This window comes from Amygdalobacter indicium (genome assembly GCF_029101545.1).
GTDB lineage: Bacteria > Bacillota > Clostridia > Saccharofermentanales > Fastidiosipilaceae > Amygdalobacter > Amygdalobacter indicium.
Window position 1 is genome coordinate 1,021,456 of the sequence record NZ_CP118866.1, and the last position, 12,935, is coordinate 1,034,390.

General features: G+C 42.1%; 11 protein-coding genes. 2 read left to right on the forward strand and 9 right to left on the reverse strand.

Annotated elements, in window-relative coordinates; all coding sequences use genetic code 11:
- Nucleotides 1-52 precede the first annotated feature (52 nt).
- From PYS60_RS04265 to PYS60_RS04295, 7 genes are all read right to left on the reverse strand, one after another.
- Nucleotides 53-841 carry a type III pantothenate kinase gene (locus PYS60_RS04265; protein WP_315567960.1) on the reverse strand — a complete coding sequence of 263 codons (789 nt, stop codon included), beginning with the start codon at nt 839-841 and terminating at the stop codon, nt 53-55.
- Between the two features lie 2 nt (nt 842-843).
- Nucleotides 844-2,121, reverse strand: coding sequence for a bifunctional phosphopantothenoylcysteine decarboxylase/phosphopantothenate--cysteine ligase CoaBC (gene coaBC / locus PYS60_RS04270; RefSeq protein WP_315567962.1), 1,278 nt, complete (start codon nt 2,119-2,121; stop codon nt 844-846).
- Between the two features lie 31 nt (nt 2,122-2,152).
- The gene (locus PYS60_RS04275; protein WP_315567963.1) at nt 2,153-2,782 is read right to left on the reverse strand and encodes an ECF transporter S component; all 630 of its coding nucleotides are present in this window, start codon (nt 2,780-2,782) and stop codon (nt 2,153-2,155) included.
- 211 nt (nt 2,783-2,993) lie between these two features.
- Nucleotides 2,994-3,980, reverse strand: coding sequence for a GMP reductase (locus PYS60_RS04280; RefSeq protein ID WP_315567965.1), 987 nt, complete (start codon nt 3,978-3,980; stop codon nt 2,994-2,996).
- Nucleotides 3,981-4,046: 66 nt separating this feature from the next.
- Nucleotides 4,047-4,985 carry a nucleoside hydrolase gene (locus PYS60_RS04285; protein WP_315567967.1) on the reverse strand — a complete coding sequence of 313 codons (939 nt, stop codon included), beginning with the start codon at nt 4,983-4,985 and terminating at the stop codon, nt 4,047-4,049.
- 18 nt (nt 4,986-5,003) lie between these two features.
- Nucleotides 5,004-5,999, reverse strand: a complete 996-nt coding sequence (locus tag PYS60_RS04290; RefSeq protein ID WP_315567968.1) for a nucleoside hydrolase — start codon at nt 5,997-5,999, stop codon at nt 5,004-5,006.
- Nucleotides 6,000-6,091: 92 nt separating this feature from the next.
- Nucleotides 6,092-6,997: a ribokinase gene (locus tag PYS60_RS04295; protein ID WP_315567969.1), complete on the reverse strand. Its 906-nt coding sequence runs from the start codon at nt 6,995-6,997 to the stop codon at nt 6,092-6,094.
- 255 nt (nt 6,998-7,252) lie between these two features.
- Between PYS60_RS04295 and PYS60_RS04300 the strand changes: the two genes are divergently transcribed.
- The gene (locus tag PYS60_RS04300) at nt 7,253-7,852 is read left to right on the forward strand and encodes an N-acetyltransferase (RefSeq protein WP_315567970.1); all 600 of its coding nucleotides are present in this window, start codon (nt 7,253-7,255) and stop codon (nt 7,850-7,852) included.
- A gap of 213 nt (nt 7,853-8,065) precedes the next feature.
- Nucleotides 8,066-9,715: a phospho-sugar mutase gene (locus PYS60_RS04305; RefSeq protein ID WP_315567971.1), complete on the forward strand. Its 1,650-nt coding sequence runs from the start codon at nt 8,066-8,068 to the stop codon at nt 9,713-9,715.
- Nucleotides 9,716-9,718: 3 nt separating this feature from the next.
- On the opposite strand, the gene PYS60_RS04310 is transcribed toward PYS60_RS04305, so the two are convergent.
- Nucleotides 9,719-11,689, reverse strand: a complete 1,971-nt coding sequence (locus tag PYS60_RS04310; RefSeq protein ID WP_315567972.1) for a radical SAM protein — start codon at nt 11,687-11,689, stop codon at nt 9,719-9,721.
- Nucleotide 11,690: 1 nt separating this feature from the next.
- On the reverse strand, nt 11,691-12,932 hold the full coding sequence (locus tag PYS60_RS04315; RefSeq protein WP_315567973.1) for a DUF3810 domain-containing protein: 1,242 nt from the start codon (nt 12,930-12,932) through the stop codon (nt 11,691-11,693).
- Between the last annotated feature and the right edge of the window lie 3 nt (nt 12,933-12,935).

Consider the following 12,935-nt stretch of genomic DNA (forward strand, 5'->3'; position numbering starts at 1 on the left):
GATAATGCTAGTTTAACATAAATAGCGGCAGTATTTGCAGCGAAATAAATCGTCAAAGCGGTAAATCGCCTTTAATTTTTTTCGTTTTTTTATAAATTACTTTCATACCCTTAAAAGCAATATCCGGATCATATACATCAATCAGGTCCGTGGAATTGGCTATCAGTCTACCTAAACCGCCTGTAGCAATAACTTTCGGTTCGTCCTGCAATTCTTTTTTCATGGATTTAATAATATATTCCACCGCACCGATGTAGCCGTAAACTATGCCCACCTGCATACCGCAGACTGTATTACTTACCAAAACCGAATCCAATTTGGCAATTTCCACTTCCGGTAACTTGGCGGTGGAATCGGTTAAAGCCCGGGAAGATATTTCCAAGCCTGGCATAATAACCGTATATTTGAAGATACCGGCAGCATCGACGTAATCAAAAGTAGTAGCCGTACCGAAATCTATAACCAGACAACTGCGCTGATATAATTCATGGCAGGCGGCAACATTGGTTATTCTGTCAGCCCCTACTTCTTTCGGATTATCCGAGCGTACCTCCACTCCCGTTTTGCTTCCCGGTCCGACAATAATCGGCTTAACATCAAAATATTTCATTAAACTTGAGGTTAATGCGTACATACATTTGGGGACGACGGAACTGATGATAGCATCATTGACATCTTGCGGCTTCACCTGGCGTGAGGCCAGCAAATCCAGCAATAATATTCCTAACTCATCTGAAGTCCTTTCGGTTCTGGAATTAATCCGGAAAGAAGCATATAATTCTTCGCCGCGAAATACACCGACTAAAATATTGGTGTTACCGACATCTATGGTCATAAGCATAATTAAAGTTCTCCTTGTGTTACAGTTGTCCGGCTATTAGATTCAGTTTGCTTTTGCCGATACAGTTCCTGACAGGCACGCAATATATGTAGCGCCAAATCTTCTTTACTTTGCAGAGGTAAACTTAATTCTTTGCCGGGCCACAATATTGTCGCGACATTGGTAGAGGCGGCAAAGCCCGCACCCTTAGTTGTCAAATCGTTAGCCACAAGTAAATCGCAATTTTTAGCTTGCATTTTTTGGCGCGCATTTGTCAGCAAATTTTCAGTTTCCATCGCAAAACCGCAAAGCACCTGTTCTTTTTGTTTGTGTTCACCGGCCCATTTAAGAATGTCCGGGTTTTTCACAAGCTTCAAAGTTAAAGTTTCCGCCTGCTTCTTAATTTTAGAGCTTGCAATATTTTCAACCCGATAATCGGCCACGGCAGCCGCTTTAATCAAAATTTGGCTGAGCGGCCACTTATCTTGTACCGCCGCCAGCATTTCCTGCGCGCTTTTGACCGGAAAATAATTGACTCCTGCCGGAATTTCCAAGTTTACAGGGCCACTTATTAAGTTGACCTCAGCTCCGTATTGCAAAGCTTTACTTGCCAAAGCGTACCCCATTTTACCGCTTGAATGATTCGTGATAAAACGGACCGGGTCTATGGCTTCCTGCGTCGGACCTGCAGTTACGGTTATTGTCAATCCCGTTAAATTCAAGTCCTTATCAAGCTCGGAATCAGCGACTGTTGTTCCGCTTCCGGCGGCCAGAATTTTTTCTATTTCAGCCATGATAACCGGGATATCAGGTAACTTGCCCTTGCCTGTATCACCGCAGGCTAAGAGACCGGAAGCGGCCTGTAAAATTTGAAAATTACGTTTTTGCAGTAAAGCAATGTTCGTCTGCGTAATCGGATTTTCCAACATATAAGTATTCATCGCCGGGCAAAGTAAAACCGGACAGCGACGAGCTAAAATTGTCGTCGATGCTAAATCATCCGCCAAACCGTAAGTTATCTTAGCCATTAAATTCGCCGTCAAAGGTGCAACCACAATCAAGTCCGCCCATTTAGCTAAATTTATATGGTTAACTTGGGTATAATCTTCTGTCGCTGCAAACATTTCAGTTAAGCAGGGATTATGCGTTAACGTGGCAAAAGTTACCGGCGTAACAAACTCACTTGCATTTTTCGTCAAAATAACCTTAACTTCATATTTTTTCGCTAAATCACTGCATAGTTGACATGCCTTGAAACAGGCGATACCGCCGCTGACAATTAACAAAATTTTAGCTTTCATCTCGTCTCCTCTAAAGTCACCACTTTGTTTTTTATTCTAAACCTTTTCGGCTGAAATGCGCACTGCCGGCAGCTACAAATATTGCCAGCAACAATTCCATCAAGCCGTTGACGGCAATAACTGTGCCGATAACTGTAAAAAGCGTCATCGGAGCTGAATTACGCACTTGGGCATATGGCTGAGCGAAAAAGAAATAAATACTGCTCATGACTAAAATCGTATGAATAAAAGTCATGCAACCGGCTGCTATTCCGGCTGCCAAAAGACGATTCTTGAACAACTTATACAACAGACGAAACAAAAGTGCCGTACCTAATCCCAAAATCAGGCGCGGACCCATAGCTGTCCACAAACTGGCAAGGTTACCGTGAATGTCGCCTAAACTGTAAAAAGGTGAAAAGACAAAGCTGGTAATAGTCGGATTAAAAGTATTTTTCAATAAACTTAAAAGTCCGAAGGTAAATCCGACGCTTAAGCCGGCCTTACTTCCCAACATAATTGCCGCCATAATTACAGGCAAGTGTAAGGTTGTGGCATTAACAGGACCGACGGGGACAAAACCCAACGGGGTTAAAAACAAAAGCAGCTCCAAGCTGATGAAAATAGCCGTCAATGCCAAATTTTTAACACGGGCATGATTGCGGCTTTGCAAATTTTCCATAAATACCTCCTATCGCTCTTTCCTGTGAAAGATGCAATGTTGTAATTTATATTTTGATTTTAAGCACATTTTTGCAAAAATTCCGTGACCTGAGACAACATAAAAGCGGAATAATGCACTTATTCCGCTTCTACCTGCAGCTCAATTGAGTTTTCTCTTAAAACTGATAATCCTACAATCAGAAAGATTAAAGGCTGAGAAAATCTGCGTATTAATAATCGCCGTTAAATATGGAATTCTTGACAATCGCATAATCAACCAGTTTCAAAGCGTTGACCGTACGGCCGCCGGCATATGATATGGACGATTGTAAATCCTGCTGCATTTCCGCCAACGTATCCATAATACTGCCCTTCAAAGGCAAGTAAATGCGCTTACCTTCAACATTCTCATGTACACCTTTTTGAAATTCCGAAGCCGAACCGTAATAAGGTTTATACAATTTACCGTCACGCTCAATTATTTCTCCCGGGCTTTCCTGATGACCTGAGAAAAGTGAGCCGATCATAACCATTGTTGCCCCGAAACGAATAGACTTGGCTATATCGCCGTGCTGTCTGATACCTCCGTCTGCAATAATCGGTTTATTAGCCGCTTTTCTGCACCAATTCAAAGCCGATAACTGCCAGCCGCCTGTACCGAAACCGGTCTTTAACTTAGTTATACAGACTTTTCCCGGTCCTATACCGACTTTTGTCGCATCCGCTCCGGCATTTTCCAAATCTCTTACAGCCTCCGGTGTCGCCACATTTCCGGCAATCACGAAAGTTTCCGGGAAATTCTGTTTCAAATACTTAATCATGTTAATAACAGCGTCGGAATGTCCATGCGCAATATCAATTGTAATAAATTCCGGCTGCAAATTAGCTGCCAGAAGTTCAGCCAGGAAATCATATTCCGCTCTTTTCACGCCGATGCTGATGGAAGCATACAAACCGCGCTGTTGCATGTCTTTAACGAAAGCGGCGCGAGTTTCCGGGGCAAAGCGATGCATAATATAGAAATAATTGTTCTCAGCCAACAATATCGCCAATTTCTCATCAATTACCGTTTGCATGTTGGAAGGTACTACAGGCATCTTAAAAGTAAAATTGCCCAGTTTCACCGAAGTATCGCACTCCTTGCGACTCTTGACTACACATTTTGCAGGAATCAACTGAATATCTTCATAATCGAAAATATTAAAGCTGTTAATCATCTCTCTACCTCCTGAAATAGTAAGAATAAACCTTAGTTATTATACACGATTTTCTTACAAATTTACCTATACATAACTTTGCAAAAGCTCGCTCAACGTCCGAACAAAATCAGCTCTCAGCACATCAGTCGCTACCATTACATGTCGATCGGCGAAATGATAATCGCTATAAAGATCACAAACCGTTTTCCCCATAGTTAATTGCCCTTGTGTCTCCACAAAAACACCGGCCAATTTTGTTGTGAACAAATCCGGGTAAGCTAAGGCCATAATCGGACAAACATCATGCAGGACCATGCCGCCGGCAAAATCCGGTTCATAATACTTACGGGCAAGCGCTGTCGATTCTCGCAAAAAATTACTGATCGCCGTATCTGAAGCAGTCAATTGCTGAAATTCCTCACAAGTCATATAAGCTTGCATGGTGACATCCAAACCGAACATGGTCAAAGGAATACCGGATTGAAAAACAATCTCGGCTGCCTGCGGATCGGAATAAATATTAAACTCGGCACAAGGTGTCACATTACCGCCGTAAACAGCACCTCCCATCAAATAGATACCGGCAAACAGGCTTCTGACTTCAGGGAACTCCAAAATCAGACGCGCAATGTTCGTCAACGGACCTAAGGCCACTACAACTAATTGCCTCCCATATTTACTGACTGCTCTTCTCAGAGCCTGAGAAACACTTTCTTCCATATAAGGCGCTGAACTTGGCGGCAAGTTAACTCCGCCCAGGCCGTTATCTCCATGTACATACTCAGCCGTTTTACAAGCATACATCAACGGACCTGAAGCTCCCCGATAAACCGGTATATCTTCTCTATCCGCCAAAGCCAAAACATCACGAGCATTTCTCAAAGTATTGGTTAATGTCGTGTTGCCGTGCACGGCCGATACTCCCACTATATTAATCGTCTCAATGCGACAAGCTGTCAACAAAGCTACAGCATCATCAACACCGGTATCCGTATCAATCCAAATCGCTTTATTCTCCAACATTTAATCTACCTCGTACAATCAGATGTTCGCCTCACATATATGTCGCAGCAAAGCGACAAGTTCTGTCCGTTCGACTGCCAAAACGGTTCTAACCTCAGTTTCCTTACGGGCAATTTTAAGTTTATCCAATGACAGCTCAGCTAAAGTACATTCCTCATCTTCCGCACCGAAACAGGCGATAGAATTACCTAAACAATACTTGGCCGCCGTTTCTATTTCAACTTCCGCCAAACGAGCTTGAAATATTTCCGGTCGCAATAATACTGAAAGTGCGCAGCTTGCCGGTAAAGCTAACTTATCCGCATAAAAATCAAATATCGGCTGCAGCGGGCTTTTTAATTGTTGGAAACTTTTAAGTTCTTCTGCTGTCAGTGTCGATTGATCTTTAATATCAATCGGCAGCCAAATTATCGGTATTTGGGCAGAAAACACCAATGCTGCCGCTTCATAATCTTCGTAAAAATTATATTCCGCCGCCGCTGTCGCATTGTTTCTTTTCAATGCCCCGCCCAGTATCACAAATTGTTCTATCTGACTTTTTAATTCCGGATAGATTAACAATAATGTGGCAATATTAGTCAACGGGCCGGTTGCTATAACTGTCATCGGCTTTTTTGCCTTCTTCAAAGTTTCAGCCATCAAAGTAACTGCCGAAAGCGGCGATAAATTTGGCGATTGTTGCTCATCGTTGCTGAAACTGCTCATCGAAGCTGCATCGGCCCTGACCTTAGACGCTGCTGCCAGAGATTCCAATCCCGTATTTTCGGCATCTTTATCAACAATTAATTTAGCTAACAAAGGCTGACTGCCGCCTTGAGCCAGCGGCGCTGTAATATGATATATTTTCGCTAATTTCTCGGCATATTCCGTTACCTGCGCCGAGCTGTAAGCTCCTGCTACCGTCGTTATCGCTCGAATTTCAAGCTCGGACGACAATTGTGCCAAACCCCAGGCGACAGATGTATCATACCTGAGATCACCGTCTAAAATAACTTCAATTGTTTTCTGCGCCATGCTCCCGTTTCCTTCTGCTTGTTTCTATATTACTTCGGATTCAGTATCAATCTGAACCGCTTTCCTAATAATTATACTTCAGAGATCCGCACTTAATTGTTCTGAGATTGCACAAATTTTTCTACTTCAGCAAAATTTGGAATCGACCCGGCAGCTCCTATATGCGTTACCGCTAAAGCTGCTGCCGCACTTGCCTGTTCCAGGGCTGCAGCAATATCTTCACCTTTAAGTAATGCCGCTAAAAAATAGCCTGTAAATGTATCCCCGGCAGCCGTTGTATCCACCGCTTTAACCTTATACGCCGGACAGCTGTAAATTTTTTCCGGAGATATATAGATTGCTCCTTCCGCTCCTAAAGTAAGCAAACAATCCGTGTCGGAATATTTTTTCCTCAGTGCACTGATTAACTGTCGAGGCGAATTATCATCACAACCGGTCAAACCTTTTGCTTCCGTTTCGTTCAGAATCAAGCAATTAACAGCCCCTAAATTCATTTTTTTCAAAGAATCGGTCAACGGCGAAGGATTGAGAACAATATAAAGTCCGGCCGCCCGAGCTGCAGAAAGAGCATAAGCCAAATTGGACGTCTCGTTTTGCAACAGAACCATATCGCCCGCCTGTAAACGTTTCAAGCTGTTGTCTATCTGCTCCGGTGTGATGCTGTTATTACTGCCGGGATAAACGATAATGCAATTTTGTCCCTGCTCGTCAACTTGAATTAAAGCCTGACCGTTAGCTCCGTCAACTTGCTTAATATCAGTAACGTCAACACCTTCATTCTCTAAGGCAGCACGTAAGAATTCACCGTCACAACCTATGGCGCCGGTATGTATTACTGTCGCTCCTGCTCGAGCAAGCGCAATTGACTGATTCAAGCCTTTACCACCGGCACTTGTTCTTAATTCATTGGCTCTGACAGTTTCGCCCGCCTGAACAAATTTATCAACATATAATGTACGGTCCAAATTCAGAGAGCCGATATTCAATATTTTCCGCACGTCCGACCTCCTGCCAATCTTACAGGCGTTATAGTGTTTCATCACTACAAATAGTATAATATTCAGGCAATATAAGAGGCAAGCTCTAATCCTTATAAACATAAGTAATCAGCCGGAAAGTTTGTCGGTAAGTCTACGAAAGGCAGTCCGACGGAACGCAGCAAGTTAAACGCAGCAGCTGAGCCGGCGGAAAATCTGCTTGGATTAGCAGGCAGAAAATCTGCGGAGAAAGCGGCCCGGAAATTGGCCTGAAAATTGGCCGAGAAATTGCTCCGAAAATTGGTCCAAGGAACGACGAAAGGGAAAATAATTAATATGAAGCAAAATTGTCACAATTTGGAATTTCGTCCGGCGCAAAATAACGATTCAGCGCAAATTTCACAACTATATGAACAGGCTCGAATATTCATGCGCCAACACAATAATCCGACGCAATGGCAAGGCTATCCCTCGGAAGAAATAATCTTACAAGATATAGCTCACCGGCAGCTCTACCTGATCTTTTCGCCGTTAAATAGATCCGTCTTGGCCGGGGCCTTCGTTTTGCAGTTCGGAGAAGAAGTAAATTACCGGGAAATTAACGGTAAATGGCACTATTCTTTACCTTATGCCACCTTGCACAGAGTTGCTTCCGGCGGAATTTTTCCCGGAATTTTCAATGATATTGTCGCTTTTTCCCGGAAACGTTGTAATGAAATAATGGAACAGGCGTATCTGCGGATTGATACCCATAAAGACAATTTACCGATGCAAGCTGCTCTTAGCCGTTCGAATTTTCAGTACTGCGGTATAATCAAAGTAGCTGACGGCAGCGAAAGATTAGCCTATGATTTGCTGTTTCCTCCTGTTTCTTAATTTTCAGCAACAACTTCTTAAAGTTGAAATTTGAAAATAAAAGAAGTCTTCAATCTCTGCGACACAGTAAGCCACAACGCAAATCATCATGCATAAGCTGCCGCCGGGTTGACCGTAGAAAAGCAAATAATTATATAATATTGAATATACAACAGCTAAGTGCTTAATTTAAAAGCCGGGGCAACTATAAGCAGAAGCGAAAGAGGTGTTTTTATGATTAAATTCGGTACAGCAGGTTTACGCGGACTTATGCAGCCGGGCGAAGACGGTCTGAATGACTATACGGTAGCTTTGGCAACATTGGGAATTTCCCGCTATTTGAAACAAACATGCGGCAAAGGAAAAATTATTTTTGCTTATGATACCCGCCATCACTCACGTGAATATGCTTATCTGGCAGCCGGAATTTTACAAAAAGAAGGTCATCAGGCTCTGATTTTCCCGTCCTATGCGCCTACTCCGATTCTGGCATACAGTATTCGTCCTCTGCACGCTGATTTGGGAATAGTGCTGACAGCATCACATAATCCTAAAGAATACAACGGATACAAAGTCTACGGCTCCGACGGTATACAAATCAATGAAGCAACAGCTGCGCAAATTGCTTCTAATATGGAGGAAGAAAAATATAATACCGCTTATTTCATTAATTCCGCCTGTTTGCCTAATTTATCGGCAGAATTACCTGCACCGGAAACAATAACGCCTACTATTGTACCTTCTTACATTCACGATATTCAAAGTCTTTGGCAACGAAAGATGAACGAAGAAGAAACGTGTAAAATGGCGGCAGCGCAACACAATCTGAAAATTGTCTATACACCGGTCCACGGAACCGGTGCCGCATATTTTCTGCCTCTGCTGCAACATAGTTCTTTCGCCGATATCATAATTGTGAAAGAACAGGCTGAACCTGATCCTGATTTCCCGACTGCTCCCAAGCCTAATCCCGAATATCCGGAAGTACTGCTGCCGGCAATTAAACAAGCTGAAGCAGTAAATGCCGACATTGTTTTAGTTACAGACCCCGATGCCGATCGCTGTGCTCTTGCTCTGCCTGATACTACCGGTGAATGGCACCAACTGAGCGGCAACGAAACAGGTGCTTTATTGTCGGCAATTTTAATTGATAATGCCCGCAGCTGTCAACGCCGCTTAAATTCTGACGATTATCTCGTAAAAAGTGTAGTTACCGATGATTTCGGCGCCGCTATTGCTAAAGCTAACGGCCTAAGTGTCTGCGAATCTTTGACCGGATTTAAAAACATTTGCGGTACTATACCTAAGCTCCGTGCCCAAGGCAAACGCTATTTCTTCGGTTACGAAGAAAGTGTCGGCTATTCATACCCTGATTTCGTACGGGATAAAGACGGATTGGCTTCATGTTATTTATTAGCTATGGCGGCAGCTTATGTTTCGACAAACGGCTGCACTTTATGGCAATATTTCAACGATCTGCAAAAGCGCTACGGTTATTATGTTTCTGCACCCTTCAATATAGTAAACACTGCTTCGGACGGCAATGAACAAATACAGAAAACAGTTAATGAATTCCGCACTAACTCACCTTTGCTGTTAGCCGGAGGCAAATTATTGCAAATATCCGATTACCTTGACGGCAGCATTAAAATTTTTGCTCAGGACGGTACAAGTGTGCAGCAAAAAGATGTGCTTAAGTTACCGAAACAGAATCTTGTAAAATTTTTCTATGACAACAATTTAACCTTGTCCGTACGGCCTTCCGGTACCGAGCCGAAACTCAAATTTTATCTGGACGCCTGTGCCTCTACTCGCGAAACAGCAGTTGAATTATTGCAAAAAGCCGGTAATGAAATTCGTAACTTGTTGAAGCAACAAAAATAATTATTAATCATGCTGAAAAAACTTTTGCAACAACACGGCTTTTTCGCAGCTGTGTTCCCGGCTGTTAGCTAAATAACTGGCAACAGAACGCGCGTTGCTGAAACGTTCAACTTTACCGTTACTGACGAATTTGCTCATAGCACAACAGCCGAATCCTAAAACGGAGGTCTGATCGAGCATCATTAAAACATTATAAAGATTACCCATAACGAGGCTTTCGGCCTCGGCGGCCGAACGGATTTTGGCAAAACCGGTGTTTTCCAAGGCTGAAACTGCATCTTTTTGGCGATACATATAATAGGGCAAATATCCGGCACGAATTAAAGTATTTTGTGCCGTAGTCAGTGTTTTATGTAATTCGCTTTGTACGAACTCCAACTGATTAAGATTACCGGCAAAAGTTCGCAGCAACGAGTCGTTACGAATATTATCCGGAACAGATTTTTCAGCCTGTCTTAATTGCCCCAACCAGGATTTACGCTTAAAAGCTAAAGTATGGATAGTTATGTTTTCCGGATTCAGTTTCATAGCGCAATCCAAGGAATGTAACATATCCTGTGCTTTTTCTCCCGGCAAGCCGAATATCAGATCCATATTACAAACGGGAAATTTTTCCGCTTTCACCAGCTGCATTACCTGCAAAATATCGTCCGCATAAGCCGGTCGTCCCAAATGTTTTAAGGTTTCCGGATTGAAAGTCTGCGGATTGACACATATATGATTAAACCCTGCCTGTCTAACGATTTTCAATTTAGCTGCCGTTATCGTATCCGCTCTGCCGGCTTCAAAAGTTTTTTCGGCGATGTTCTGAAAATTAGGTAAAGTTTGCAAGAATTCAAGCAAGCGCTTCAAATTGTTTTCATCCAAGGCCGAAGGTGTTCCGCCACCGATATACAAAGTTTGAATATTCCCGTTAATCAGCGGCCAAAGTCTACTGATTTCCTCTATCAGCGAAGTGATATAGTCCGTAATCAATTTCGTCTCGGCTTTTATGCCGTCTCTGGGGGCAAAAGAGCAATAAGCACAGCGGGTAAAGCAAAAAGGAATACCGATATAAACCGATAGTTGTTTGCCCTCATGTCTACCGTAGCTTTTCTGCAAACTGCTTTCCAACAGCCGATTTTCATTACAAGCTGTAAGAGTAACTAAAGCTGCTTTATCACTGCTTAAATTATAAATTACCTGCAAATACTTTTCTGTTAATTGCCATAGTTTGCTGTCATTATAAGCCTTAAGCGGCAAACGTAAGCTGCTTAATTGCTTAAAATCGCTTTCTGTGAAATCAGGCTTGTTGCACAGAGTGGATAATTGCATATAATATTCCTTTGTCCGCTCGTTCTCTTCCGCAAAGAGACCTGAAACTGATTTTTTACCCTGCAATTTCGCTTGCCAAAGATGACGCCAATTATAAATTGTTTGATAAATTTCGCCGGCGATATATGTCGGGCGAATACCTGTCAAACTGCCCCAAGGAAAACGCAAATTTTCAATTAAACACAACAAATCATAGAGTTGCTTTTTGAGCAAACGGCTGACTTGCAATAAATTGAATAATAAGTGCTGCTCGATTTCCTGTTCTATCAGAGCTTTATTTTTCTGTTGCTCGTAATAGTTAATTAATTCAGGCCATTGAAAGTTCAATTCCTTTTTTTGCGCTTGTAATTTTTCGCTTATCTTATCGCCGATTTTAAGGACCGTAGATACCTGCTTAAATGTTTCATTCTGAAATAATATTTCAGTTAAACAGGTCGGTGAACTTAAATTTTCTCTGCCCGCATTAACTTGACTGATTATTACGACTTTTTCATTTTGCGCCGCTGCCGACTGCAACAAGCGGGAATTTGCCGGTAAATCGACATTCAGCGAGGTTTCATTAATAGTGCTGATGCCATAAAACAGGCGCAATATATCCTGCAAATTATAAAATTCCTGATGGCCAAGAAGTTCAAGTTGTAAGTTCAGTCGATTAGACATATTATTTTCTTTCTTTCAGTTGTTCATTAAAATATGCGATAAGTAACTTGCTCACTTCATCATAAGAGACAATGCCGCGCGCATCACCGTTAGCTCTAATAAAAGTATCATTAAGGTTTTGACTTTTTTGAGATATAGGTCGTCTGCTGTATCGCTGATAATAATCGTTGGCCGCTTTAACATCTTTTTTAGCCTGCGGCGGTAACTGACGATAAAGTTGTAAAAAGACAGTTTTATCGGCTTTATAAAGGTCATTGGCCAGATAAATCCAGGCGTTCAAATAAGCTGCATAAACAGCTCTCTCATCATCACTTGAACTTAACGTTAAAAATGCCAGAAAGTTCGCTTCATCTTCATGTGCAAAAAAGCGTTGATGCGCCAATTCATGGGCCGCACTGAAAAGCGTAAAAGGCGCAGCTTGAGCGACATTAACATTAGCCTCCAGTAATAAAGGCATATACATGCCGTTGGTTAAAGTATATGACCAATAATGCGACATACTCACAGCTTTTACTTTCAATGTCTGACCTGCTAAAAATTCATATTTTCGCGCTGCAAGACGATAAGCATTAACGGCTAAATTAAATAATTTCTCATCCGAATCAGGAAAAATAATCTTTTTATCTTCCATAATTATTTTCCGGCTGGCGGACCGGTCTAACGAGGCTTTACCGGCATCTACGGCCGACTCCAAGTGACAAAGTTTATTCAACTTTTCTACCACAATTTCACTTGCCTGTTTTAAGTCTTTTTTTTGCCAATGCTGCGTATCATAATGTAATTTATCGGCCAGAGTCTCACGCTCAAAGTTATAACCGTGAAACAGCAAATAGGACGAGAAAGCATACGAAAAAAGAAAGAGTATTACTAATAAAAGACGTCCCGTATAACGACAATAATTGAGATTATGTTCCTGCCATTTGCGAATATAAGAGCGATTGAACAAATGAAACAGCGCAAGCCAAGAGGCAGCAAAACGAATTATTGTATAAATCAACCAATAAATTAATTTATATGCCAAAACCAAGGGCAAAAGCCATGCTAAAAGTTCTGTCAACGAAAAAGGCAGTAAATTAGTAATGAATCGTATCGGCCAGGCAATAAACGGTGTCACGTCCGTTGCCAAAAATTCGAAAAATTCCGTGTCACCTCTTTTGAAAACAAGCAAGCAGAATAAAAACAACGGTACAGCAATTATGACCGCCAGCTTAGTAACAAATAAAAAGTATTTTCGATATGACACGAG

Bases quoted from the DNA above. Each gene is read 5' to 3' on its own strand.
- PYS60_RS04265 (WP_315567960.1), bottom strand. From the start codon at position 841: ATGCTTATGACCATAGATGTCGGTAACACCAATATTTTAGTCGGTGTA.
- coaBC (WP_315567962.1), bottom strand. From the start codon at position 2,121: ATGAAAGCTAAAATTTTGTTAATTGTCAGCGGCGGTATCGCCTGTTTC.
- PYS60_RS04275 (WP_315567963.1), bottom strand. From the start codon at position 2,782: ATGGAAAATTTGCAAAGCCGCAATCATGCCCGTGTTAAAAATTTGGCA.
- PYS60_RS04280 (WP_315567965.1), bottom strand. From the start codon at position 3,980: ATGATTAACAGCTTTAATATTTTCGATTATGAAGATATTCAGTTGATT.
- PYS60_RS04285 (WP_315567967.1), bottom strand. From the start codon at position 4,985: ATGTTGGAGAATAAAGCGATTTGGATTGATACGGATACCGGTGTTGAT.
- PYS60_RS04290 (WP_315567968.1), bottom strand. From the start codon at position 5,999: ATGGCGCAGAAAACAATTGAAGTTATTTTAGACGGTGATCTCAGGTAT.
- PYS60_RS04305 (WP_315567971.1), top strand. From the start codon at position 8,066: ATGATTAAATTCGGTACAGCAGGTTTACGCGGACTTATGCAGCCGGGC.
- PYS60_RS04310 (WP_315567972.1), bottom strand. From the start codon at position 11,689: ATGTCTAATCGACTGAACTTACAACTTGAACTTCTTGGCCATCAGGAA.